The sequence below is a fragment of the Hyphomicrobium facile genome (assembly GCF_900116175.1).
GTDB lineage: Bacteria > Pseudomonadota > Alphaproteobacteria > Rhizobiales > Hyphomicrobiaceae > Hyphomicrobium_B > Hyphomicrobium_B facile.
Genome location: NZ_FPCH01000002.1, coordinates 115,356 through 138,145, shown reverse-complemented (window position 1 = coordinate 138,145; position 22,790 = coordinate 115,356). Strand labels below are relative to the sequence as shown.

Genomic DNA, 22,790 nt, shown 5'->3' with positions numbered 1-22,790 from the left:
AGACCATCGTCGTCATTGACAGATATACCCCCATGGGGTATGCGTCAAGGCATGGAGAAAGAAACCAAAGCCGCCTGTCTGAAACGCCTGAACCGCATCGAAGGTCAGGTTCGCGGCCTCGCCAAAATGGTGGAGGAGGGGCGGTACTGCATCGACGTCGTGACGCAGATTTCAGCCGTCCGCGCAGCTCTCCGCCGCGTCGAGGAAGAGGTGCTGCGCGATCACGTAGCCCATTGCGTGGAACACGCCATTCAGAGTGGCGATACGGCCGATCAGCGCCGGAAGGTTGCCGAGCTGATGGACGTTCTAGGGCGAACGTCGCGCTGACCGGCAACGAGCCCAATTAAGGCGACGAAGAACGCGAGCTTGTCTCGGTGAATTCTTGCGCACCGGTTGACCTAACATCTTTCCCGAACTCCGGGTTTCGTAATGCGATTTGTAATCCGATCGCGCTCGCTGCCATCGGTTCGCCACGCGAATGACCACATCACGCATCATCGTCTCGACTTGTGGAACCGGACAGACGGCGTCGATGTTGGCTGAGTAACGGGTATGCCCGGGTAATGGGTAAGCAAAGTTGCGGGGGTTCTATGAAAGCCTTGTTTTTTGCGTTCGTTGCGGCGACGGCCATAGCGGGCGGCGCAAGTCATGTATCGGCGCAGCAATGGGATCCATGGGATGGTCCACGCCGCCCGCCCGCGCAAGTCTTGCCGGAGGACGATGATCGCTACAGCGATCCCGCGGAGAGCGATCGCGATGCCGACGATCGCTACTTCGATCGTCGCGGCGCACCCAGTGTCGACAACCGTGCCGACAATCGTGCCGGAAGTCGCAACGACGATCCGCGCCGCTACGATCCGCGTTACAACGGCGATCCTGACTACGGCGATGATCGAGATGGTCCTCGTTATGACGGTCCTCGTTACAGCGATCCGAGGCCGACCGATCGGGATTACTTCAACGATCCGCGGTATCCCGCTTCGCGCTACGACGAACGCGATGATTTTGGCGCCTGGGACGCTGCACCCTCCGCTGACGAAGAAGCCCGTCTCAGCAAGTCACCTGGAAGGACCGGCGGCGATAAACCCTACATCCGCGCCGTCGCGCCGGCACAGGTGGCATTCAGCGGACCCTATTCACCGGGATCGATCGTCATCGATACCGGCGCGCGCAAGCTCTACTACGTGCTGAGTGCGACGTCGGCCTATGCCTATTCCATCGGCGTCGGCCGCCAGGGTTTCACGTGGACCGGCAAGGAAAAGGTCTCGCGCGTTGCCGATTGGCCGGATTGGTATCCGCCCGCCGACATGCGGCGGCGAAAGCCTGAGCTGCCGGAGCGCATGCTCGGCGGCATTCGCAATCCGCTCGGCGCAAAAGCCATCTATCTCGGCAATACGCTTTACCGGATTCACGGCACCAACGACCCGAAGTCGATCGGCAAGGCGGAATCCTCCGGCTGCTTCCGCATGCTGAACGAGAATGTTCTGCATCTCGCGTCGCTCGTGCGCGTTGGAACCGAAGTGACGGTCGTCCGCTCGCTCAGCGGCAAGATCGCGTCAAATGCAAAAGCCTCGGCGCCTCGGGCCGCGACAGCAAAAGCCGCGTCGCGCCCGCGAACGTATGCTCGCGGCGCGACGCAGCCTGCCGACGACTATGATCCCTACAACGGCTGGCACTAAGCGCGTTGCGCGGCGTGGAGGGCTTTGAACTCCTCCATGCCGAGCGTCGCAATCGTATTGAGGTTGTCATCCAGGATTTCGTAGACGACACCGTCGACGTTGCGGTTGCTGAAGAACGCGATCACGTCCTCGTCGCCGCCGCCTTCGCGATGCGGCTCGCCGTTCGCCGCCCCGGCGACATAAGCTCCGGTCGGGCGGATCTCCTTCAATTGGCCGTTGGCGTTGTAAATGCGCAGCTCTCCGCGGAGCGTCAGCGTAATGTAGTCGGCCCTGTGCCGGTGCAGCACAATCTGGGCATTGGCGTCGAACTTGAACAGAATATCGACGATGCGTTTTTGCTCATCGACTGCGCAAATATGATAGGCGAGGTGCGGAAAACCGTCGAGCGTGTACCAAACGATATGATCTTCGAACGGAACGGTCATCGCGGGTGTTGCCTGTAGGACTGTGGTCATGGGTCACCCCGGTTTCTTGTTAGACGTGAATGCACGCATCAATGATGCTCGCTCATAACGCCAACGTGACTTGAAGGCCCTTCGCCCGCTTGCCATTTTGCGCCAAATTCGTCCGAATTTTACATTGGGCAGTGTGCATGGCGCCTCGTCTTTCAGGAGTGACAAGAGCGAGTTCCCTTGGCCCGATCGCGACGTTCATGGAATGCCAGGGCGGCTCGATCGCACGCGTGCTTCGCAAAGTCGATTTGCCGTTCGCAATTCTCGAGCAGCGGGAATTGATTGTGCCGCTCCGCGAACAGTTTCGCCTGCTCGAGAAGGCGGCCCGCGATACCGGCGACGCTTTTTTCGGCGCCCGTCTCGGCCGGGCCGTGAAGAGCCAGGATCTAAGCGCGTTCGGAGCTTGGGTATGCAAGGCAGAGACACTCGGCCAGGCGATGATGCGCGCACACGCCGGCCTGAACGTCATGCTGCAGACGTCCACCGTCCTCACCGTCTCGCGCCATGGATCGCGCATCCGCTGGTCGATCGAGTTCGTCGAGCCGGAGACGGAAGGGCGGCACCACAACGAATTTCTCGCCTTGGGATACGCCATCGATATCGTGCGCGGATATGCGGGACCGAGATGGCGGCCGAGCGTGGTGATGACGGCGCTTCCTCTCGGCTCACCCCGCGCTCCGCTTGAAGACATTTTCGGAGCGAACGTCTCGCACGGGCACGCCGTTCCGGCGATCGAGTTCGATGCGTCTCTCCTCGGGAACACGATCTATTCGGGAGGGTCGGTATCGGATGAATGCGATGTTCGGAGCGAGCCCCCCGTTCCCCGCCAAAGCGACGTTCTGGCGACGACGGCGGCGGTGACCGAACTCGCGTTGCACGAGGGTTATCCCCGCATCGATTGGGTCGCCGCCAAACTCGGGACGACGTCCCGGTCGCTTCAACGCCGGTTAAGCGCGCACGGCACCTCGTTCATCGAACTGGTCGACGATCTGCTGAGCCGCAACGCGAAGCGGTTGCTGCTGGAGAGCGAAACTGCGGTGACCGATATCGCGCTGAGGCTCGGCTATTCCGACCCCGCGCATTTCACCCGCGCGTTCCGCCGGTGGACGGGGCTATCGCCGAGTGCCTATCGCCAGGCGGCGCTCCGCATCTGAAGTCGCCATCCGGCGGCTAGTCGCCTTTGGTCCAGGTCGTGAATGGCGTGCGGGCGAGGCTCGAATTTTCATAGCGCGGATTGTTCGTCACCTCTTCACCGATCCACGGAGGAAAGGCGATCGCCTGATCGGCGCTCTCCAATTCGATCTCGGCAAGCACCAAGCCATCGTTCGCGCCCCCGAATACGTCGACGGTCCAGATGTTGCCCTTGAAGGGAACGTCGTAGCGAACCTTTGTGATGGGCGGTTCGATGCTGAACTCCCGTATCATCTCGACGGCGTCGGCCTCCGGTATTTTATATTCGAATTCGTGGCGCGACAGTCCGCCCACTGCGCTCTTCAACGTGATGTAGGCGTTGTCGCCAAAAATGCGGATACGGCACTTGACCTGCGGAGTGCGCGCAAAATAGGCCTGCTCGATTGGCGCGGAGCCGATCTCCGATTGCCGCCAGCTGTCGTCGCGTACAACAAATTTTCGCTCGATTTCGATTGCCATTCGATCTCCGGCCAGCCGTGCGCGTTAAATGGCTGACGCCTCCAGACAAGTAGGGCGCCTATCGCCGAAGTCCACCGTAGCGGATGTATGCAAAGATTGCGTATCCGCCGTGATGGTAAATCGGCATGATACCGAAACTTCGCCCGTGCTAGACGGGGGTATACGTCGCCATGAAAGCCTGACAGCCATTTGAAATTATTCAAATTCCGGCGAGAAGCAGCATCAATGACAATTGGATTGATCCCATGAAGGTAGATCTCACGAATAAGTCGGCGGTTGTTACGGGTTCCACGGGCGGCATCGGCCTCGCAATCGCGAAGGGCTTGGCGCAAGCAGGTGCGAAAGTCGTGGTCAACGGCCGGAAGCAGGAAACGGTCGATAAAGGCATCGCGGCCATCCACGCCAGCGTCAACGCAGCAGCGGTTACCGGTGTAGCCGCCGACGTATCGACAGCCGCAGGCTGTGACGCGCTTGCGAAGGCAGTTCCGTCCGTCGACATCCTGATCAACAATGCCGGCATCTTCGAACCCAAGCCGTTTTTCGAAATCACAGACGCCGACTGGTCGCGCTACTTCGAAACGAATGTGATGTCGGGCGTGCGTCTGTCGCGTGCCTACCTGCCCGGCATGCTCGAACGAAACTGGGGCCGCATCATTTTCATATCGTCGGAGTCTGCCGTGAATATCCCGCCGGAGATGATCCAGTACGGACTAACGAAGACGGCACAACTCTCGCTGACGCAAGGCCTCGCTCAGCTGACGGCCGGAACGAATGTCACCGTCAACGCCGTGCTGCCGGGTCCGACGCGATCCGAGGGCGTCGAACAATTTCTGAACGAGATGGCCGCCGCTACCGGTAAAACGCCCGACGAGATGGCTGCAACATTTGTGCAGACACATCGGCCCGCATCGCTCCTCCAGCGCTTCGCAACCGTGGAGGAAGTCGCGAATATGGTCGTCTACGCCGCATCGAAAGAAGCCTCGGCCACGAACGGCGCGGCTCTACGTGTCGAAGGCGGTATTCTGAGAACGATCGGCTAGGTCGAAAGAAAAAGCCGCCCGTTGCTGAACGGGCGGCTCATGAGCGTGGCTCGACCGAATGCCTAATGGGAAGGATCCGGATTAGTAGAAGGCCCCCGGTTAGGAACGTCGATTTTTACGCCGGGCGCCTCAACGCGCGTTCCCTGGTTGTCCTTTTCAACATGCGCGAAGGGCGCATCGACTGTCGTCTCGCCGGTCGCTTTGTTGGTTTCGACGCGAACGGCAGGGACATCGACCAGGACGTCGGATTGAGTGCGCTGATACGCGGCAACCCCGCCGACGACTGCAATGACAGCCAGGGTGCTGAGACCCAGGTAAATCATGAGGTGGCGTGCTTCCATGATGTCTCTCATTCCTGTTTCAGAGGAATTCATTGAAACGCCTGGGCTCGGAAAACGTTCCTCGCCGGAAGAGATGCCGCGGCCGCTAAGGCGTTTGCCCGTGGGCGGAAACTTCCAGCGTCATCCCGCCGACGGCGGTCGATTTCAACGTGTAAACCTTCTTGTTCTCAGGACGCGTACGGCCGATTTCCGTCGCGTCCGAAAGCCACCCGCCTTGTTTCGATAGGACGAGTTCACCCGGAGAGCAGGCGGTGATGGAAACCGACGTATTGGGCTTCAAGTCGCGCGTCTTACCGTCGAACGAATAGCTGACGCCCGTGTTCGATAAATTGAACAGTTTGAAGCTGTAGATTTCTGTCGCAGGCCGTCCGAAGAGTTCGACGGCAATGAACTTCGGCTTCGGCCCAGGAGCGCGCGCGACGCCAACGCCGATTTCGGTGACGGAAGCCCTCATGATGTTGGCGCGGTGCGGTGGTGAATTCATCCAGCCCGCAACCGCTTGGAGAGCAAGAGTGCCGGTGTCGAAGCCCCGGCTGTCCTGATCCATCGCGAGATTTTCGGCAATATCGCAATGCTTATAGCCGGCGCTTTCCGCGCGTTGAGCGGGCGTGCGGCCATCGGCGTTATGAGAGAACGTGCCGCTGCGCGCCACCCGCTCGGCGTAGGCACGCGCGGCCTTCGCTAGCAACGCGTTGATTTTTAAAGCCGGCTGCTTCTGTTCTTGCCGCGCCTTATTCGTGAGTTCGACGATGTGCTGTTCGATCTGCGGCAGGTCGGGCACCAGTGCTGCCATTACCGATTGCGTTCCTGCTGAGCTTCAAACGTCGAAAATCTAGCCGCGGGGATACCTTGGCGCCATCGGTCACGTCCAGAAGCAAATCCCCTCATTGTGGAAGAGTGGCCGCAAGGCACCGGGCAGAGGCAAGTGCCGGCTTGCGCCCAAATGGCGCGGCGCCTGAAGTCTTAGCTGTTGGCGGTAACGACCGAAGGTCGCCCAGGCTTGAGGGCGCCTCGGAGGCACTGTAGGGATGCGCCATGACCACAAAACCGATTCTGCCGGGCGACGGCCCGATCGAGCCTGTCGAACTCCGGACCGCTCTCGAAGAGCGCTATCTGGCTTATGCTCTGTCGACGATTATGCACCGCGCGCTGCCGGATGTTCGCGACGGCATGAAGCCTGTCCACCGCCGCATCCTCTACGCGATGCGCGAACTGCGCCTCAATCCCGAGGGTGGCTACATCAAGTGCGCCAAGATCGTCGGCGACGTGATGGGTAACTACCATCCGCATGGCGATATGGCGATCTACGACGCGCTGGCGCGCCTCGCGCAGGATTTCGCCGTACGCTATCCGCTTGTCGACGGGCAGGGAAACTTCGGCAATATCGATGGCGATAACCCGGCCGCCGGTCGATACACCGAAGCGCGCATGACCGAGACTGCGGCGCTGATCCTCGAAGGCATCGACGAGGACACGGTCGATTTTCGCCCGAACTACGATGGCCGCGTCGAAGAGCCGGTCGTGCTGCCGGCGGCGTTCCCGAACCTGCTTGCCAACGGCGCCACCGGCATCGCCGTCGGCATGGCGACAAGCATCCCGCCGCACAACGTCGACGAGCTGTGCGCAGCGCTCCTGCATCTGATCAAGCACCCGAACGCGACGATCGAGAAGCTCGTCGAAATGATTCCGGGTCCCGACTTCCCGACGGGCGGCGTCATCGTCGAGCCGCGCGAGCAGATACTCGAAGCCTACAAGACGGGCCGCGGCGGCTTCCGCGTCAGGGCGCGGTGGACGAAGGAAGAAACCACGCGTGGCGGCTATCAGGTCGTCGTCACCGAAATTCCCTACGGCGTGCAGAAGGCGAAGCTCGTCGAGAAAATCGCCGACCTGATGAGCGAGAAGAAGCTGCCGCTCCTCGGCGATGTGCGTGACGAAAGCGCAGAAGAGATCCGTCTCGTCCTCGAGCCGAAGACCCGCGCGGTCGATCCCGTTCTGCTGATGGAGAGCCTCTTCCGCCTGACGGAGCTCGATGTCCGCGTCAGCCTCAACATGAACGTGCTGTCGAACGGGCAGATCCCGAATGTGCTCGATCTGCGCAACGTGCTCTGGCAGTGGCTCGAGCATCGCATAGAGGTTCTGGTTCGCCGCTCGACGCATCGTTTGCAGAAGATCGAGCACCGTCTCGAAGTTCTCGCCGGCTATTTGATCGCCTACCTCAATATCGACGAGGTGATCCGCATCGTCCGCCATGAGGACGATCCGAAGGCGAAGCTGATCTCGAAGTTCAGCCTCAGCGAAGTGCAGGCGGAAGCGATCCTGAACTTGCGGCTGCGTTCGCTGTCGAAGCTCGAGGAATTCGAGATCCGCGCCGAGCACGATAAGCTTTCGAAAGAGCGCCGCGAGCTGAAACAGCTTTTGAAATCTGAAGAGCTGCAGTGGGAGCACGTCGCGGGCGAGGTCAAGGAAACGCGCGAGAAATATTCGAAGAAGACGGCTCTCGGTAAGCGCCGTTCCACGTTCGATGACGCACCCGAGGTTGAAGTCGATCTCGCCGCAGCGCTCGTCGAGAAGGAACCGGTAACGGTCATCCTCTCCGAAAAGGGCTGGGTGCGGGCGCTGAAGGGCCATCAGGACGACCTGTCGAAGCTCGAATTCAAGCAGGGCGACGAGCTGAAGCGCGCCTTGAAAGCTTTCACGACGGATAAGCTCGTCCTGTTTGCGACCAACGGCCGGTTCTTCACTCTGGAAGCCAACGCCCTTCCGGGCGGCCGCGGACACGGCGAGCCTTTGCGCCTCATGATCGACCTCGAAGAAAATCACGATGTTGCGGAGATCTTCGTCCACGATCCATCGCGGAAGCTGCTCGTGGCATCGACGGGCGGCTATGGATTTATCGTCCCCGAGGAAGAAGTCATCGCCTCGACGCGCAAGGGCAAGCAGATCCTCAACGTCACCGAGCCTGAGGAGGCGCGCGTCTGCGTTCCGGTCGACGGCGATCACGTCGCGACCATCGGCGAAAACCGCAAGCTCCTGATCTTCAAGCTCGACGAGGTCAATGAAATGACGCGCGGTAAAGGCGTCATCCTTCAGCGCTTCAAGGACGGTGCGCTGTCCGATGCCCGCGTCTTCAAGAAATCCGCCGGCTTGACCTGGCTCGACAGTGCCGGCCGCGAATTTACTCTGTCGTGGAGTGAATTGAAGGAGTGGGCGGGCGAGCGCGCGCAGGCGGGCAAGGTGGCGCCGAAGGGTTTCCCACGCTCCAATTCATTCGGGCCGCGCTTTTAACTCGGAGTGTTGATTGACGGCGCTTGTCGCTTTGCCTGCGCAAAGCTACGACTGCCGGCATGGGTGGGTTCAGAGGACGGGCGGCCATCGCCGCTGGAATAGGTCTGGCGATTGTTTCGTGCTGCTCCGGTCTTCGGGCAGACGAAACGTCGGCGACCTGCGCCAAGGAAGATTTCGAGTCTGTCGTCGAAACGGCGTCCGGCAGCCTGCGTGACTTGAACAACCAGAACCGGCCGGTCTTTCAGGAAAAACTGCGCGAGCTCAAGGAAAAGCGCAACTGGACCCACGACGACTTCATCGTCCAGGCAAGGCCGTTCGTGAAAGACGAAAAAACCGCTGTTTACGATAAGACGACGGACGAATTGCTATCCGCGATCGCGTCGATGGGCCAAGAAGGTGCCGCTGCCGCCGCACCCGACTGCGCATTGCTGCTCGAGCTTCGCGCACGCATGAAGATGCTGGTCGATACGCAGTCGGCCAAGTGGAATTACATGTTCGAAAAACTCGATGCCGAAATCGCGAAATAGGAACTTCGGCTTCAGTCTTCCTCGCCGTCGCCGACACGTTCCCACCGGTCTGGCCCGAGGCGCTCTTGCGGTTTGAAGCGGGTTTTGTAGGCCATTTTACGCGAACCATCGATCCAATAGCCGAGATACACGTGCGGTAGCCCGATGCGGCGGGCGAACGCGATGTGCTCGAGGATCATGTAGGTGCCGAGGCCGGCGTCGGCGTCCGCGGGATCGTAAAAGCTGTAGACCATCGAGATGCCGTCCGTGAGCCGGTCGCAGAGCGCGACGGCCTTCAACGGCCAAGAGTCGAAATCGAGATCCGTCGCGTCCGCCGGCTTCTGCCGGTATTCGGTAAGGAAAGTCTCGATCACCGTATCTTCGACCATCATCCGGTAGTCGAGGATCGTCATGTCCGCCATTCCGCCGTCGCTGTGCCGTGCGTCGATGTATGCGCGGAAGAGCTTGAACTGCTCCATCGTCGGCGTCGGCGCCGTACGCTGCGCGATCAGCGAAGAGTTTCTGTTCCAGCTCCTGCGCATCGAGCGGTCCGGCTGGAATTCATTGACGAGAACGCGCACCGAGATGCAGGCTTGGCAGCCTTCGCAATAGGGCACGTACGCAATATTCTGGCTGCGCCGAAAACCCGTCGTCAGAAGACGGTCGACCAGCTCCGGCGGCTTGTCGTGAGTCAAATGGGTGAAGAGCTTTCGCTCGAGCCTGCCCGGCAAATAAGGACAAGGCTGCGGAGCGGTTACATAGAACTCTGGAAACTTCTTTTGCTGCTCCGTCATTCCGACGCGTCCCTCGGGCTCGAACCGATCGCAGATGTTTGGAGTAAGGAGAGCCCAAATTCAAGGTATCGGTGACAGCCCCGCAGCAACAATAATGAACCCGCAGGCAAATTTATCCGGTTGCGCGAGAAAAGATTAGTTATTTCAAAAGTTGGTCTAATGCGGTGAGAACAACCCACTACTAATTGCAAGCAAAAGCCCCCGTACCATCCAGGAAGACGCAGAACTGGATTGTACCATACCAAGCCCGTGCTGAACGCGGCATGAAAAAGCGCGCGCCGCGAAAAATGGCATGCGGGATCGCAAGCGGACCGCACCACGCGGCACGCCCGGCGACCGGCGAGTCGACCGGCAAGTCAGGAGTAGCTGATAAAACTTGAGGCTAAACCTTCAGGGTCGGCCCCGCGGTGTCCCTTGGTGCGTCGCGGATGTCATCGGCTCCGACTTGGCTTGCGAGCGCGTAAAGCGTGCACGCAAGCACGACGGCGACGATGATGATGCCCATCCAGAGCGCTGAACGCCGGACGAACCACCCGACGGTTGGTGTTTGAGATGCGCGTACGCCATCGAACGCTGCACTTTGGGCTGCCTCAGCCCCTTGATTAATCATATGCCGATCTGCCGCCTTACAAGTCCGCCCCGCGACTTTACCCCGGTCACATCGCCCCGACCCCCGACTTCGCACAAGATCAGTCGTGGTCGTTCCGGCAAAATTCGAATCAATTGTTGCCTTCGCGCTGCTTATCGAATGCGATGCCCATTCTGACAAGGCAAAAGTGTGGCGCATGCGATACGATTTGCTGCTCGATGCGGGGTGTTTTAGCAACATTCCCGCGACAAATTTAACGTGATGTCGAAATAGGCAAGGACTGCGACAGCCGCGTTCTTGTGCAATGCATTATTTCCTTCATACTTTGCCTATTCTTCCCGCGCATGAACAAAAAGCAGACTTGAGGAAACCGCCCAGGGCTTAACGGACCGCTTTAACGAGCGGTCGTGAGATCTACACCTGGAGGTCCTATGATTGAGCTTGTCGTCGCCGTCTGCATGGTTGATCAGCCGTCCCGTTGCAGAGATGTCACCCTGAATTTCGAGGGCGAAAACGTCAGCGCGCAGCAGTGCATGTCGACCGGCCAGATCGAGATGGCGAAGTGGATCGGGGAACACCCCAACTGGACCATTCAGAAGTGGCACTGCGGGATTGCCGGGCAATTCGCAAAACTTTGATTTGGTGTTGACGAGCTTAACCAGTTGACAGGCTAGGCCTGACTCGGCTCCTCCTTCGCGGCAACTTCGCGACCAGGAGCCAAAGGTTATGTCGTCCACACCAACCCAGAAATTTGCGACTGCTGCAGTTCACGCAGGGGCGACACCTGATCCGACGACCGGCGCGCGCGCAACGCCGATCTACCAGACTACATCCTACGTGTTTAACGATGTCGACCACGCCGCGGCGCTGTTCGGGCTGCAGGCGTTCGGAAACATCTACACCCGCATAACGAACCCCACACAATCGGTGCTGGAGGCACGCCTCGCAGCGCTTGAAGGCGGTTCAGCGGCACTCGCGGTCGCGTCCGGGCATGCAGCGCAGCTCCTGACGTTCCACACGCTTCTAGAGCCGGGTGACGAGTTCGTGGCGGGACGGCAGCTCTACGGCGGCTCGGTCAATCAGTTCAATCACGCGTTCAAGAAGTTCGGCTGGCAGGTCGCATGGGCCGATGCCACGGATCCGGCATCCATCGCCGCCGCGATCACGCCCCGCACGCGGGCCATCTACTGCGAGAGCATCGCCAATCCCGGCGGAATTGTCGTTGATCTTCCAGCCATTGCGGCGATCGCCAAAAAGGCAGGCGTTCCCTTCATCGTCGACAACACGCTGGCGACCCCCTACCTCTGCAAGCCTAAGGATTTCGGCGCCGATATCGTTCTCCATAGCCTCACGAAGTTCATCGGCGGCCATGGCAACTCGATCGGCGGGGCCATCGTTGATTGCGGAACCTTCGACTGGCTGGGAAGCCGCCATCGCTATAAATCGCTGGTCGACCCAAACCCCTCCTACAATGGCGTGAAGCTGGCGGAAGCTTTCGGCCCGATGGCCTTTGCGATCGCAGCCCGCGTCCTCGGACTGCGCGACCTCGGCCCCGCGATCTCACCTTTCAACGCCTTCCTCCTGCTGACCGGCGTCGAGACATTGCCGCTGCGAATGCAACGCCAGTCGGACAGCGCTCTGGCCGTTGCGAAGTGGCTCGCTGCCCATCCCAAAATTGCCTGGGTCAGCTACGCTGGGCTTGAGGGGAGCCCGAGCCACGAAGTCCAGAAAAAGATTTGTCCAAAAGGTGCGGGAGCCGTCTTCACCTTTGGCGTCAAAGGTGGATATGAAGCGGGCGTGAAGCTGGTTTCGGGGTTGAAGCTCTTCAGTCTTCTCGCCAACATCGGGGATACGCGAAGCCTTGTCATTCATCCGGCATCGACGACGCACCGGCAGCTACAGGATGACGAGCAGATAGCCGCCGGGGCGGGGCCGGACGTTGTGAGGCTATCGATCGGTATCGAGGATATAGACGACATTATCGGCGATCTCGAACAGGCGCTCAATGCCGTTTAGACGCCGGTAGGGAAAGGAACCATGAACCATCAGCTTGTCCTCCAATTTCAGGGCGACGACGACGACACTCTCGAGAGGGTCATCGCGCTCGAGGATCGCCTGATCGAAGCCTTGGGCAACTCGACCTCGGCTGAAGTCGACGGTCACGAGCCGGGAGACGGCGTCATCAATCTCATCCTGCTCGCGAAGAACGCAGCGAAGGTCTGGGAAAAGATCGAGCCGATCGTCGAAGACGCGGCCGACGAACTCGACGTCAACGCCGTCGCGTTCCGAGCGATCGACAGCGAAGAGTTTACCGTGCTCTGGCCCGTCGACTACGAAGGCGAATTCGAACTGGCTTGATCGCCTGTTGGGCGAACCTGCGGCGAAAAGGCCGCCGCAGGCCGCCAAAATCGAAGCCTAGCGAGCCTTGACGTAAGAACCGGGCGCATCCTCGATGATGCCGAGCTTCGCTCCCGGTACGCGCGCTGGAACCCAGCCGCCGGACTGCTGCGACAGCCAATCGATCCAGTACGGCCACCACGATCCGGGATGCTCCGTGGCTGATGCTTCCCAACTGGCGACGTTCGTCATCGCCTTGCCGCCGGTCCAGTACTGGTACTTCACTTTTTCGGGTGGATTGACGACGCCCGCGATATGCCCCGAACCGGCGAGCACGAACTCGACGGGTCCGCCGAACATTTGAATGCCACGGAATACGGAAGCGGCCGGCGCGATATGATCCTCGCGCGTTGCGACCGAGAAGATCGGCAGCTTGATCTTTTTGAGGTCGAGCTTGATGCCGCCAAGCATCATCTCGCCTTTCGCGAGCCGGTTCTCGTTATAGAACTCCCGCAGATAATATTTGTGGTTGGCGGCCGCCATCCGCGTCGAGTCCTGGTTCCAGAAAAGGAGGTCGAACGGGAACGGCTTCTTACCGAGGAGATAGTTGTTGACCACGTAAGGCCAGATGAGGTCGCGCGGCCGCATCATGTTGAAGACGTTGGCCATGCGCGAGCCGTCGAGAAAGCCGCGCTCGTTCATCAGCGCGTCGAGGCCCTCGAGCTGCGAATCGTCGGTGAAGAGAAGCAGATCGCCGGCGAGCGAAAAGTCGACCTGGGTCGTCAACAGCGAGCAGCACTTGAAAGGCTCTTCGCCGCGCTGGGCGAGGTAAGCGAGTCCCGTCGAAAGCGCCGTGCCACCGACACAATAGCCGAGCGCGTTGATCTGCTCGACGCCCGTCTCCTCTTGAACGGCGCGCACCGCTTCCAGAATGCCTTCGAGCACGTAGTCTTCGAACGTCTTATCGGCGAGGTGCTCGTCCGGATTGACCCACGACACGACGAAAACCGTGAAGCCCTGATCCACCACATACTTGATGAGGCTCTTCGAGGCCGTCAGATCGAGGATGTAGTATTTGTTGATCCACGGCGGCACCATGATCAACGGCCGGAAACGAACCTGCTCCGTAGTGGGGGCGTATTGAATGAGCTGCAAAAGCGCATTCTGAAAAACGATCTTCCCAGGTGTCGTCGCAAGGTTGCGGCCGAGTTCGAATGCGGTGGGATCGGTCTGGCTGATTTTCATCAGGTCGCCCGAACGCTTCAAATCCTCAGCCAGCAGGTTCGCCCCGTTGAGCAGGTTCTGAGCATTGGTCGCAATCGTCTCCCGTAAGACTTCAGGATTGGTCACGGGAAAATTCGACGGAGAGTAGGCGCTCGTCAGCTGCCGCAAATAGAACTCGGCGCGGTGGCGCTCGTAAGGCTCGAGGTCCGGAGTCGCGGCCAATTGATCCTCTGCCCACTTGCAGGCAAGGAGATACGCCTGCTTACAGAAGTCGAAGTACGGGTTGTTGTCCCATTCCGGATCTTTGAAACGGTTATCGCCGGCGGCTGGCTGAATGAGCGGCGGCACGCCGAACCCCATCATGCGTTGAAGCACGTTGTTCCAAAGCGCCGCGAACTGCCTGACGAACTCCCCCTGCGCCTCGGAAAGCTTGACCGGATCGGCAAGCCATTTCCTGACCAGCGCCGAAATCGTTTCGGTGGCCGCGGAAAACTCGCTCGCCGGTGTGTAGGGCCCGATTTTCGAGTCGGGGCGCTCGGCGAGCTGAGCAAAGGCCGCGCTTCCCCGTTCGAACGCCTTGAGCAGGTTCGACGCAAACGTTTCGGGGTCCGAGATATGATACGGAGAGAAGGGGGGCGGCTGCTCGTGGCTGTCTTGCGGCATGGCGACTTCAGAGGCTTTCTATTCTTGACCCGTCGACGCAGGCTAGGGCCCGTTTCTGCCGAAACCCTGACCGACAGTGCAGTCAAGGCAGACGCCGAATCAAGGGCGAATCGGACATGCCGGCGTTTCCGATTAGGTAAGCAGAGATGGCATTACCGTGGCCGCGGCACGTTTGCTCCCGCGATGCGAAAAATAATTGGGGGAGTCGGGATTTGAGGCCGTTGCATGTTGCGGCGCGCTGCGGACTGGACGGGACGTAGGGCGCAAGCGTAAAGAGGCAATCGCCGGGCCTTATCGCGAAGAAGCGCCCGGTCGGATTTGTTTCCAGCCGAGACTTTCGAACTTCGCGCGAGAGCCAAAACTAACTGCCGCCTGTGCCGCGGCGCCGAGGGGTAAAGATCTTTGAGCGAAGAGTTCCACCGCATCAAGCGCCTGCCCCCTTACGTCTTTGCGGAAGTGAACCGTTTGAAGGCGGCGGCACGCGCGCGCGGCGCTGACATCGTCGATCTCGGCATGGGCAACCCGGATATGCCGACGCCGCAGCATATCGTCGACAAGCTCATCGAAACGATCAATAAGCCGCGCACGCATCGCTATTCGGCGTCGAAAGGCATACCCGGACTGCGCAAGGCGCAGGCCGCCTACTATGAACGGCGTTTCGGCGTGAAGCTCGACCCTGAAACCGAGATCGTGGCGACGCTCGGATCGAAGGAAGGCTTCGCCAATATCGCGCAGGCCATCGCCGCGCCGGGCGACGTCGTTCTGGTGCCCAACCCGACCTATCCGATCCACACCTTCGGCTTCATCATCGCAGGCGCCTCCGTCCGCCATCTCCCGGCGAGCAACGGCGACGATTTTCTTCGCGCCATCGAGCACGCGGTAAAGCATTCGATTCCGAAGCCACTGGCGGTCGTGATTTCGTTCCCGTCCAATCCGACGGCGATGGTTGTGGGCCTCGACTTCTACAAAGAAGCCGTCGCGCTCGCAAAGAAGCTCGGCATCATCATTCTGTCGGACATCGCCTACGCCGAGCTCTATTACGACGGCGTGCCGCCGCCCTCCATTTTGCAGGTGCCGGGCGCCAAGGACATCGCCGTCGAATTCACGTCGCTGTCGAAAACCTACAACATGCCGGGCTGGCGTATGGGCTTCGCAGTCGGCAACGAACGGCTGATCGGCGCGCTCGCGCGGGTGAAGTCGTATCTCGACTACGGCGCTTTCACGCCCATCCAGGTTGCGGCCACGGCCGCTCTCAACGGTCCGCAGGAGTGCGTCGACGAAATTCGCGCGATGTACAAGAGCCGCCGCGATGTGCTCGTCGAGAGCTTCGGCAAGGCAGGCTTCCCCGTTCCGCCTCCGCCCGCCACGATGTTCGCCTGGGCCCCCGTGCCTGAGCGCTATCGCGATCTGGGCTCGGTCGAGTTCTCGAAGCTGCTCATCGAAAAAGCCGATGTCGCCGTATCGCCCGGTATCGGCTTCGGCGAATATGGAGAGGGGTTCATTCGCATCGCTCTCGTCGAAAACGAGCAGCGCATTCGTCAGGCTGCGCGATCGATCAAAAAGCTCTTTTCGGAATCAGCCGAACCTACGCAGCCCGTGTCTCATCCCAGAAAATCCGCAAGCCGATAATCATCAGCCATGAAACCTCTCAAACTTGGTATAGCCGGACTTGGCACGGTTGGCGGTGGCCTGCTGGGGCTTCTTCAGGCCAACGGCACTCACGTCGCGAACATTATCGGTCGTGAGATTCGCGTCACCGGCATCTCCGCGCGCAACCAATCCAAGGAGCGCGGCATTGCGGTCGATGGCGTCGAATGGTTCGCTGATCCCGTCGCCCTCGCGCGCGATCCTTCGAACGACGTTTTCGTCGAGCTGATCGGTGGCGAAGACGGTGTCGCGAAGGCCGCGGTTGAAGCGGCACTCAGCGCCAAGAAGCATGTCGTCACCGCCAACAAGGCGCTGCTCGCAAAGCATGGCGTCGAGCTTGCGCGTCTCGCCGAGACGAACGGCGTCGCATTGAATTTCGAGGCGGCGGTCGCAGGCGGCATTCCGGTCATCAAGACGCTGCGCGAAGCTCTCGGCGCCAATCGCGTCAAGCGCGTCTACGGCATCCTCAATGGCACCTGCAACTATATCCTGACGCAGATGCAGAGTGAAAATCGTGCCTTCGACGATGTCCTGAAGGAAGCGCAGGCGCTGGGATATGCCGAGGCTGATCCGACATTCGACATCGGCGGCTTCGACGCCGCTCACAAGCTCGCACTCTTGACGAGCCTCGCCTTCGGAACAAGGGTCGCCTTCGAGCAGATCCACGTCGAGGGCATCCAGTCGATCACCCAGGCGGACATCGAGGCGGCCGACAGTCTCGGCTATCGCATCAAGCTGCTTGGCGTATCGATGGAGACCGAAAGCGGCATCGAAGCCCGCGTTTCGCCTGTCTTGATCAACAAGGATTCCGCCATCGCCGAAGTTTCCGGTGTGACGAACGCCGTTGCGATCGACGGTAATTTCTCCGGCAATATCCTGCTCGTCGGCCCGGGCGCCGGCGCGAAGCCGACCGCGTCGGCCGTCGCGGGAGACATTCTCGATATAGCGCGTGGTCTCGTCGTGCCGCCGTTCGTCACGCCCGTCGCGCAGCTGAAAGCGCACCGCCGCGCCAAGCTCGACCAGCATTACGGGTCCTATTACGTCCGGCTGGCGCTTTACGATAAGCCCGGCGCCATGGCTAACGTCGCGAAAAGCATGGGCGACCGCGGAATTTCGCTCGAAAGTATCGTACAACACCGCCCGCAGACGCTGCATGCGCCGCGCGGTAGCTCGCGGGTCCAGAACCGCGCGGATCAGCCGGTCATCATCATCACGCATGAGACGACCGAAGAAGCGATGCGCTTGGCTCTCGAAACGATCGAGAAGGACGGCAACGTCACCGAGCGTCCGCAGATGATACGAATTGAAGAGCTTTAGGATTCACATTTAGCCCCCGCGAGAAGGACAAGAATATGAGCAGAGCTGAGCAATCGAACGGCACTCACGGGCCGGGTCTCGATCGGATTTTGGTGCTCGAGCTCGCCCGCGTCACTGAAGCCGCAGCAATCGCGGCGGCGCACCTGCGTGGCCGCGGCAACGAAAAGGCGGCCGACAAGGCGGCGGTCGATGCCATGCGCCGCGAACTCGGCCGCGTCGAGATCCGGGGCACTGTCGTCATCGGCGAAGGTGAAATGGACGAAGCGCCGATGCTCTACATCGGCGAGAAAGTCGGAACGGGCGAGGGGCCGGAAGTCGATATCGCGGTCGATCCGCTCGAAGGCACGACCATCTGCGCGAAATCGATGCCCAACGCGCTGGCCGTCCTCGCGATCGCCGAGAAGGGCGGCTTGCTCCACGCGCCCGACATGTACATGAACAAGATCGCCATCGGCCCCGGCTATGCCGAAGGCGTCGTCGATCTCGACGCATCCCCCGCAGAAAATCTCACCAACCTCGCCAAGGCGAAGGGCGTGCCGATCCATGAGATTATGGCCTGCATTCTCGACCGGCCGCGCCACGCCGAACTGATCCGCGCCGTCCGTGAAGCCGGCGCCGGCGTGCAGCTCATTCCGGACGGCGATATCGCAGGCGTCATCTGGACGACGGACCCCAAGGAGACGGGGATCGACATCTACATGGGTTCGGGCGGCGCTCCGGAAGGCGTCCTCGCAGCCGCCGCACTGCGCTGCATCGGCGGCCAGATCCAGGGTCGCCTCGTACCGATGAAGGACGAGGAACGCATCCGCGCCGAGAAAATGGGCATCACCGACATCAACCGGAAGTTCAAGCTTGAGGACATGGCATCGGCCGACGTCGTCTTCTCGGCGACCGGCGTGACCGACGGCTCACTGCTGAAGGGCGTCAGGATCAGCGGCGATTTCGCCGAGACCGAAACGGTCGTGATGCGCTCGAAGACGGGCACCGTCCGCCGCATCAAGTCGACCGTCCGCAACGTCGGATCGCGGTTCATGTAACGCTTCGCCGGCATCGGCGGCTCGCATATTTTGTGGATACAACGCGAGCTGCCTGCCGCCGCCCCGACCGAATCGACCTACAACCTGAACCTCATCAAATGCGCACGGCAGCCCGCTCCGCGCAGCGGTGTCGCTGTGAGTCAAGGAAGGCCGCGCACGGCGGCCGGCTCTCGGAACGAGAGTCGCCGTGCGCAAATAAAAGGGGCACTCGATTGCGCACGAATCTCGCGGCGATTGATTTGGACGGCGGCGCCGAAGAGCGTGCGTTTCTCGGCGTCGGCAAAAGCGCACGCGGGTTCGCCTGGCGGGAGCGTTTGCCGCAAAACTTAAGGCCGCTCGGAACGGCGATAAGTCAGCGCCACGGACTGCCGGACCTGATGGGCCGCGTTCTCGCAGCGCGCGGCGTGGCGCTCGATGACGTCGCGACCTTTCTCGATCCATCGCTCAAAGCGCTGATGCCCGATCCGAGTTCGCTGCGCGACATGGAGAAGGCAGCAGCGCGCCTCGCCGACGCTGTCCAAGCGAAACAGAACGTCGCGATCTTCGGCGACTACGATGTCGACGGCGCGTGTTCGTCCGCTCTGATGAAGCGCTTTCTCGAGCATCACGATACCCCCGCGCGCATCTATATCCCCGACCGCATTTTCGAAGGCTACGGACCGAACGCGGCCGCCATCGAAACGCTCGTCAACGAGGGCGCAAAGCTCATCGTGACTGTCGACTGCGGAACGACGAGTCACGAGCCGCTGGCGGTCGCGCGCAAGCTCGGCGCCGACGTCGTCATCATCGACCATCACCAGGCGGATGAGCGGCTGCCGGAGGTCCAGGCGGTCGTCAATCCGAACCGCCAGGATGACATTTCAGGGCAGGGGATGCTCTGTGCCGCCGGCGTTGTGTTCCTCGTGCTCGTCGCGACGGCGCGGGAATTGCGCAAGCGCGGTTACTACGGCGCGTCGCGCGAACCCGACCTGTTGGCGTCGCTCGATCTCGTGGCGCTCGCAACGGTCGCAGACGTCGTTCCGTTGATCGGGCTCAATCGCGCCTACGTCAAAAAGGGCCTCGCCGTGATGCGCGCGAGGGAGAACGTCGGCCTGACCGCATTGGCAGACGCTGCAGGACTGACGGTCGCGCCGACGCCCTATCATCTGGGTTTCATTCTCGGGCCGCGCATCAACGCAGGCGGCCGCATCGGCAATGCCGCGCTGGGGGCGACGCTTCTCTCGACATCGGACCCGGTCGAAGCACAACGCATCGCCGAGCTGCTCCATCGGCTCAACAAGGAACGCAAGGACATCGAGACGCTCGTGCTGGAAGAAGCGCTTGCGATTGCCGATCGTCAGGTGGCCGATGATCCCTCGCGTGCAATCCTCATCGTTGCTTCGGAGACGTGGCATAAGGGCGTCGTCGGTCTCGTCGCCAGCCGCCTTGTCGAACGGTTTCGCAGACCGGCGTGCGTCATCGCCTGGGAAGCCTCGGCAATGGGTACGGGCTCGCTCAGATCCGTCCCCGGCATCGATCTCGGAGCCGCAATTCGCGCGGCCGTGACTGCTGGCCTGCTGGCGAAGGGCGGCGGCCACGCGATGGCAGCCGGCCTGACGGTCGGTAGAGACGGCCTCCCGGCGCTCGAGCAGTTTCTGCTCGGCCACCTCGGCTCGGCTGCAAAGGGCGTGGGCGATACCGCGCATCTCGACATCGACGCCTCGATCGTTGCGTCCGGAGCGACTCGCGAGCTGATGGATCTGATTGAGCGCGTCAGCCCGTTCGGGCAGGGCAACTCGGAAGCGCGTTTCGCGTTGCCGGCACATCGCGTCAAATTCGGCAAGCTCATCGCAGAAGCCCACATCCGCGTCATTCTCGAAGGCGGCGATGGCGCGCGACTCGATGGCGTCGCGTTCCGGGCCGCCGGGCAACCATTGGGCGATCTTTTGATGTCGGCGAGCGGTATGCCGCTTCACGTCGCCGGCCACCTGCGGCGCGATACCTGGGGCGGCCGCGAGCGCATCGAGCTGCAAATTGAGGACGCCGCCGACCCGCGCAGCCAGTAAAATATGACCCGCGTCGATTATGCCCATCCTGTCGCAAAAAATGCGTGCGCGGTCGGCTTGCCAAAGACGGGCAAAGCCGACTATAGGGTGCCTCCTCAAGCCGACCGGCCGCTCCCTTCGTCTATCGGTTAGGACGTCAGATTTTCATTCTGAAAAGAGGGGTTCGATTCCCCTAGGGAGCGCCATCTACAACATATTGGTTTACATATAAAAATTCGATTTTCGCGTTGAATTTCAAGAGAAGCTCAAAGCGGCGCAGCAGCTTGCGCAACAATTCCTAGTCGGCGCCCGGTTATGCGTCTTGCATAGCGTCCGACAACGCATCCCACTCAGCGCTCAACAATGCATCCAGAAGCGCATGGGTTTGGGTGGAGGTCCCCAAATACCAGCTCGTCGACAGGCTGCAAAACCGCCCATCCTTTTTCCTTCCATCCCGGATGTTCGGGAGCGAGTGCCTTGATGCGATCGCGGAGAAACCGCGCCTGAACATGAATCGGCAGCTCGCACGTGAGAGTGCCGTCATTGTCAAAGACGGCGATGCGTTGTGCTTGAGGCACGAAGTCCGCACCGCCGCTCTTCGTCACCCTGCCGACGAAGTTGATGATCTGCTGCTTGGCTCCACCATCATTCCAAGACGATAGCTCCAACGGAATTTCTGACCTTCCTTCATCGCCGCACTGGTTCACATCACCCGGGGTATCTGACGGCCTCACCGCCTTCTGCCGCCGCCACGCCTCGCGCCACCACGATTGGCCTGAAACGCCTGCCGCTGGACACGCTGGCCTCCGCGGAAGGACTGAGGCTGCCTTTGTTTGACAAAGTTCCGGCTACCCGAACTGCTGCGGGACTTGAACGACTTGCCGCCACCATCCCTCACTTTTGAAACGCGCTGTCCGTTGTTTCTCAACTGCGCGCCGCGATCGCGCGTATTGTTATTGACCGCGGGGCGGCCGTTGTTCTGCAGACGTCGCTCGATATCGGCGCGATTGAAGTTCTTGTCCCCACGCGGGACGCGCCCGGTGCGATTTGGATTGTGCTTCCAAACGTTGTTCGTGAAGCGGTGGCGGTCGCCGTTGATCGCATTCCAGCGATTCCCATCGATGTTTATATGACGGTGGTGCCAGTCCCAGTGGTTCCAGCCCCAGATGCCGCCGGCGATCGCGATGCCGGCAGCGCCCCAGAAATATCCGTCGGTGAACACCGCACCAGGATAGCCCCAGTAATAGGGCGGATAATCGGGATACCACCACGGACCATACACGACTGACGGCTCATAGACCGGGACGTATACAGTATCGGGATTGGCAGGCCGGATGACATACGCACCGTCGTCTTGCGAGACGGTTTGCTGTGAATTGCTTTTCAGATGTCCGCTCGCCTCTGCTTTCGATCGCAGAAGCTGGATCTCGCTCATGATGTCGTCTTGTTGGGCAAGGAATGCGTCGCCGAGCTTTTGCGTCCAATCGAGCTGATCACTCATCATCTTCAGGACATCGGGGAACTGCGCGAGCGCCTTGATGCTCGGATCCCAATCTTTTGATTTGAGCGCGTCGACCAGCGCGTTCCCTTGAAGATTGGCGTTTTCTGGAGCGCTCCGCCACCTTTCCGCCTCGACGACGTCGAGCGGATAGGTAGACGCCATCAAAACGTTCGAGAGCAGATCGTCCGGATAAAGCGCGATTGGCGCCAGCATCTGGTCGAGTTGCTGCTTGGAAAGTTTTTGGTCATCCGCTCGCAAAGGTGTGGGGCCGCTGATTGCAAGGGCAAGCAACGCCAACCAAGACATCAATACTGTTTTCATAAACTCCCTCCTGCGGTCGTTAGCCTTCGAAATGCGCTCGCTTGCTTCATCGAGCCCAGGCGTTGAAGGTTGACGTGTTGACAGTTCGTCGCGGCGCGCGGCGGATCGGCCGCCAGGCACCACGATGGTGCCCGCGCGCACGCTCAACGTGGTTACTGTATTTGAAGGCGCAGCCAATCTTTCGACAGCGCTCATTGTTCTCGTTACAACGCTTGGGCTTGGGCGATGATCGAGGCGTCCGAGCGCGCGACCGGCCCAATGTCCGGCTGCGAGGATGTTTGCCTTCGGCGTCGAAAATAGATGATAAATACGCATAACCAGTCGCTGGTAACGCGTAGTGACCTGCCCGTCGTCCGTGACGGATGTCACGCCGGGCACCTCGA

General features: G+C 60.6%; 22 protein-coding genes and 1 tRNA gene. 14 read left to right on the top strand and 9 right to left on the bottom strand.

What is annotated here, in order from left to right; all coding sequences use genetic code 11:
* Positions 1 to 51: 51 nt before the first annotated feature.
* Positions 52 to 327, top strand: coding sequence for a metal-sensitive transcriptional regulator (locus BM399_RS07720; RefSeq protein WP_092866811.1), 276 nt, complete (start codon positions 52 to 54; stop codon positions 325 to 327).
* Between the two features lie 263 nt (positions 328 to 590).
* Positions 591 to 1,679: a L,D-transpeptidase gene (locus tag BM399_RS07715; RefSeq protein WP_092866808.1), complete on the top strand. Its 1,089-nt coding sequence runs from the start codon at positions 591 to 593 to the stop codon at positions 1,677 to 1,679.
* On the opposite strand, the gene BM399_RS07710 is transcribed toward BM399_RS07715, so the two are convergent.
* Positions 1,676 to 2,134, bottom strand: coding sequence for a cupin domain-containing protein (locus BM399_RS07710; RefSeq protein ID WP_244531148.1), 459 nt, complete (start codon positions 2,132 to 2,134; stop codon positions 1,676 to 1,678). The genes BM399_RS07715 and BM399_RS07710 overlap by 4 nt on opposite strands.
* Before the next feature lie 158 nt (positions 2,135 to 2,292).
* On the opposite strand from BM399_RS07710, the gene BM399_RS07705 reads away from it, so the two are divergent.
* Positions 2,293 to 3,285, top strand: a complete 993-nt coding sequence (locus BM399_RS07705) for an AraC family transcriptional regulator (protein ID WP_177228081.1) — start codon at positions 2,293 to 2,295, stop codon at positions 3,283 to 3,285.
* A 16-nt stretch (positions 3,286 to 3,301) separates the two neighbouring features.
* Here the strand turns inward: BM399_RS07705 and BM399_RS07700 are convergent, their stop codons facing one another.
* The gene (locus tag BM399_RS07700) at positions 3,302 to 3,781 is read right to left on the bottom strand and encodes a CYTH domain-containing protein (protein ID WP_092866802.1); all 480 of its coding nucleotides are present in this window, start codon (positions 3,779 to 3,781) and stop codon (positions 3,302 to 3,304) included.
* 245 nt (positions 3,782 to 4,026) lie between these two features.
* Here BM399_RS07700 and BM399_RS07695 point away from each other — a divergent pair, with 245 nt between their 5' ends.
* Positions 4,027 to 4,821 (top strand): SDR family NAD(P)-dependent oxidoreductase, encoded by a 795-nt coding sequence (locus tag BM399_RS07695; RefSeq protein ID WP_092866800.1) that lies wholly within the window; start codon positions 4,027 to 4,029, stop codon positions 4,819 to 4,821.
* Between the two features lie 62 nt (positions 4,822 to 4,883).
* On the opposite strand, the gene BM399_RS07690 is transcribed toward BM399_RS07695, so the two are convergent.
* Together BM399_RS07690 and BM399_RS07685 are read right to left on the bottom strand one after the other, a co-directional pair.
* The gene (locus BM399_RS07690; RefSeq protein ID WP_092866798.1) at positions 4,884 to 5,162 is read right to left on the bottom strand and encodes a hypothetical protein; all 279 of its coding nucleotides are present in this window, start codon (positions 5,160 to 5,162) and stop codon (positions 4,884 to 4,886) included.
* 85 nt (positions 5,163 to 5,247) lie between these two features.
* The gene (locus BM399_RS07685; RefSeq protein ID WP_092866796.1) at positions 5,248 to 5,955 is read right to left on the bottom strand and encodes a CAP domain-containing protein; all 708 of its coding nucleotides are present in this window, start codon (positions 5,953 to 5,955) and stop codon (positions 5,248 to 5,250) included.
* A gap of 242 nt (positions 5,956 to 6,197) precedes the next feature.
* Between BM399_RS07685 and parC the strand changes: the two genes are divergently transcribed.
* Together parC and BM399_RS07675 are read left to right on the top strand one after the other, a co-directional pair.
* Positions 6,198 to 8,447, top strand: coding sequence for a DNA topoisomerase IV subunit A (gene parC / locus BM399_RS07680; protein WP_092866794.1), 2,250 nt, complete (start codon positions 6,198 to 6,200; stop codon positions 8,445 to 8,447).
* Between the two features lie 59 nt (positions 8,448 to 8,506).
* Complete coding sequence (locus BM399_RS07675; protein ID WP_244531147.1) at positions 8,507 to 8,974, top strand: glypican family protein; 468 nt, start codon at positions 8,507 to 8,509, stop codon at positions 8,972 to 8,974.
* A gap of 11 nt (positions 8,975 to 8,985) precedes the next feature.
* Here BM399_RS07675 and BM399_RS07670 read toward each other — a convergent pair whose 3' ends face one another.
* Both BM399_RS07670 and BM399_RS07665 read right to left on the bottom strand, forming a co-directional pair.
* Complete coding sequence (locus BM399_RS07670; protein WP_092866792.1) at positions 8,986 to 9,747, bottom strand: arginyltransferase; 762 nt, start codon at positions 9,745 to 9,747, stop codon at positions 8,986 to 8,988.
* A gap of 382 nt (positions 9,748 to 10,129) precedes the next feature.
* On the bottom strand, positions 10,130 to 10,357 hold the full coding sequence (locus BM399_RS07665; protein ID WP_092866790.1) for a hypothetical protein: 228 nt from the start codon (positions 10,355 to 10,357) through the stop codon (positions 10,130 to 10,132).
* 410 nt (positions 10,358 to 10,767) lie between these two features.
* Here BM399_RS07665 and BM399_RS07660 point away from each other — a divergent pair, with 410 nt between their 5' ends.
* The 3 genes from BM399_RS07660 to BM399_RS07650 all read left to right on the top strand — a co-directional run bounded on the left by BM399_RS07660 (position 10,768) and on the right by BM399_RS07650 (position 12,694).
* Positions 10,768 to 10,974: a hypothetical protein gene (locus BM399_RS07660; RefSeq protein ID WP_092866788.1), complete on the top strand. Its 207-nt coding sequence runs from the start codon at positions 10,768 to 10,770 to the stop codon at positions 10,972 to 10,974.
* An 88-nt stretch (positions 10,975 to 11,062) separates the two neighbouring features.
* On the top strand, positions 11,063 to 12,352 hold the full coding sequence (locus BM399_RS07655) for an O-acetylhomoserine aminocarboxypropyltransferase (RefSeq protein WP_092866786.1): 1,290 nt from the start codon (positions 11,063 to 11,065) through the stop codon (positions 12,350 to 12,352).
* 21 nt (positions 12,353 to 12,373) lie between these two features.
* Positions 12,374 to 12,694 (top strand): hypothetical protein, encoded by a 321-nt coding sequence (locus BM399_RS07650; RefSeq protein ID WP_092866784.1) that lies wholly within the window; start codon positions 12,374 to 12,376, stop codon positions 12,692 to 12,694.
* Positions 12,695 to 12,751: 57 nt separating this feature from the next.
* Here BM399_RS07650 and BM399_RS07645 read toward each other — a convergent pair whose 3' ends face one another.
* Positions 12,752 to 14,560 (bottom strand): PHA/PHB synthase family protein, encoded by a 1,809-nt coding sequence (locus BM399_RS07645; protein ID WP_092866782.1) that lies wholly within the window; start codon positions 14,558 to 14,560, stop codon positions 12,752 to 12,754.
* A gap of 402 nt (positions 14,561 to 14,962) precedes the next feature.
* Between BM399_RS07645 and BM399_RS07640 the strand changes: the two genes are divergently transcribed.
* The 5 genes from BM399_RS07640 to BM399_RS07620 all read left to right on the top strand — a co-directional run bounded on the left by BM399_RS07640 (position 14,963) and on the right by BM399_RS07620 (position 20,791).
* Positions 14,963 to 16,189 (top strand): LL-diaminopimelate aminotransferase, encoded by a 1,227-nt coding sequence (locus tag BM399_RS07640; RefSeq protein WP_092866780.1) that lies wholly within the window; start codon positions 14,963 to 14,965, stop codon positions 16,187 to 16,189.
* Positions 16,190 to 16,198: 9 nt separating this feature from the next.
* Complete coding sequence (locus tag BM399_RS07635) at positions 16,199 to 17,524, top strand: homoserine dehydrogenase (protein ID WP_092866778.1); 1,326 nt, start codon at positions 16,199 to 16,201, stop codon at positions 17,522 to 17,524.
* A 35-nt stretch (positions 17,525 to 17,559) separates the two neighbouring features.
* Positions 17,560 to 18,561 carry a class II fructose-bisphosphatase gene (gene glpX / locus BM399_RS07630; protein WP_092866776.1) on the top strand — a complete coding sequence of 334 codons (1,002 nt, stop codon included), beginning with the start codon at positions 17,560 to 17,562 and terminating at the stop codon, positions 18,559 to 18,561.
* Positions 18,562 to 18,773: 212 nt separating this feature from the next.
* A complete protein-coding gene (gene recJ, locus BM399_RS07625) occupies positions 18,774 to 20,606 on the top strand; it encodes a single-stranded-DNA-specific exonuclease RecJ (RefSeq protein ID WP_244531146.1) in 1,833 nt (610 codons plus the stop codon).
* A gap of 110 nt (positions 20,607 to 20,716) precedes the next feature.
* Positions 20,717 to 20,791, top strand: a tRNA-Glu gene (locus BM399_RS07620).
* Between the two features lie 144 nt (positions 20,792 to 20,935).
* Here the strand turns inward: BM399_RS07620 and BM399_RS21120 are convergent.
* Both BM399_RS21120 and BM399_RS07610 read right to left on the bottom strand, forming a co-directional pair.
* Positions 20,936 to 21,292, bottom strand: a complete 357-nt coding sequence (locus tag BM399_RS21120) for an HAD family hydrolase (protein ID WP_177228080.1) — start codon at positions 21,290 to 21,292, stop codon at positions 20,936 to 20,938.
* 23 nt (positions 21,293 to 21,315) lie between these two features.
* A complete protein-coding gene (locus BM399_RS07610; RefSeq protein WP_092868111.1) occupies positions 21,316 to 22,407 on the bottom strand; it encodes a DUF3300 domain-containing protein in 1,092 nt (363 codons plus the stop codon).
* Between the last annotated feature and the right edge of the window lie 383 nt (positions 22,408 to 22,790).

Excerpts from the sequence above, each read along its gene's own strand:
- BM399_RS07720 (WP_092866811.1), top strand. The coding sequence starts at position 52 with ATGGAGAAAGAAACCAAAGCCGCCTGTCTGAAACGCCTGAACCGCATC.
- BM399_RS07715 (WP_092866808.1), top strand. The coding sequence starts at position 591 with ATGAAAGCCTTGTTTTTTGCGTTCGTTGCGGCGACGGCCATAGCGGGC.
- BM399_RS07710 (WP_244531148.1), bottom strand. The coding sequence starts at position 2,134 with ATGACCACAGTCCTACAGGCAACACCCGCGATGACCGTTCCGTTCGAA.
- BM399_RS07700 (WP_092866802.1), bottom strand. The coding sequence starts at position 3,781 with ATGGCAATCGAAATCGAGCGAAAATTTGTTGTACGCGACGACAGCTGG.
- BM399_RS07695 (WP_092866800.1), top strand. The coding sequence starts at position 4,027 with ATGAAGGTAGATCTCACGAATAAGTCGGCGGTTGTTACGGGTTCCACG.
- BM399_RS07690 (WP_092866798.1), bottom strand. The coding sequence starts at position 5,162 with ATGGAAGCACGCCACCTCATGATTTACCTGGGTCTCAGCACCCTGGCT.
- BM399_RS07685 (WP_092866796.1), bottom strand. The coding sequence starts at position 5,955 with ATGGCAGCACTGGTGCCCGACCTGCCGCAGATCGAACAGCACATCGTC.
- parC (WP_092866794.1), top strand. The coding sequence starts at position 6,198 with ATGACCACAAAACCGATTCTGCCGGGCGACGGCCCGATCGAGCCTGTC.
- BM399_RS07675 (WP_244531147.1), top strand. The coding sequence starts at position 8,507 with ATGGGTGGGTTCAGAGGACGGGCGGCCATCGCCGCTGGAATAGGTCTG.
- BM399_RS07670 (WP_092866792.1), bottom strand. The coding sequence starts at position 9,747 with ATGACGGAGCAGCAAAAGAAGTTTCCAGAGTTCTATGTAACCGCTCCG.
- BM399_RS07665 (WP_092866790.1), bottom strand. The coding sequence starts at position 10,357 with ATGATTAATCAAGGGGCTGAGGCAGCCCAAAGTGCAGCGTTCGATGGC.
- BM399_RS07660 (WP_092866788.1), top strand. The coding sequence starts at position 10,768 with ATGATTGAGCTTGTCGTCGCCGTCTGCATGGTTGATCAGCCGTCCCGT.
- BM399_RS07655 (WP_092866786.1), top strand. The coding sequence starts at position 11,063 with ATGTCGTCCACACCAACCCAGAAATTTGCGACTGCTGCAGTTCACGCA.
- BM399_RS07650 (WP_092866784.1), top strand. The coding sequence starts at position 12,374 with ATGAACCATCAGCTTGTCCTCCAATTTCAGGGCGACGACGACGACACT.
- BM399_RS07645 (WP_092866782.1), bottom strand. The coding sequence starts at position 14,560 with ATGCCGCAAGACAGCCACGAGCAGCCGCCCCCCTTCTCTCCGTATCAT.
- BM399_RS07635 (WP_092866778.1), top strand. The coding sequence starts at position 16,199 with ATGAAACCTCTCAAACTTGGTATAGCCGGACTTGGCACGGTTGGCGGT.
- glpX (WP_092866776.1), top strand. The coding sequence starts at position 17,560 with ATGAGCAGAGCTGAGCAATCGAACGGCACTCACGGGCCGGGTCTCGAT.
- BM399_RS07610 (WP_092868111.1), bottom strand. The coding sequence starts at position 22,407 with ATGAAAACAGTATTGATGTCTTGGTTGGCGTTGCTTGCCCTTGCAATC.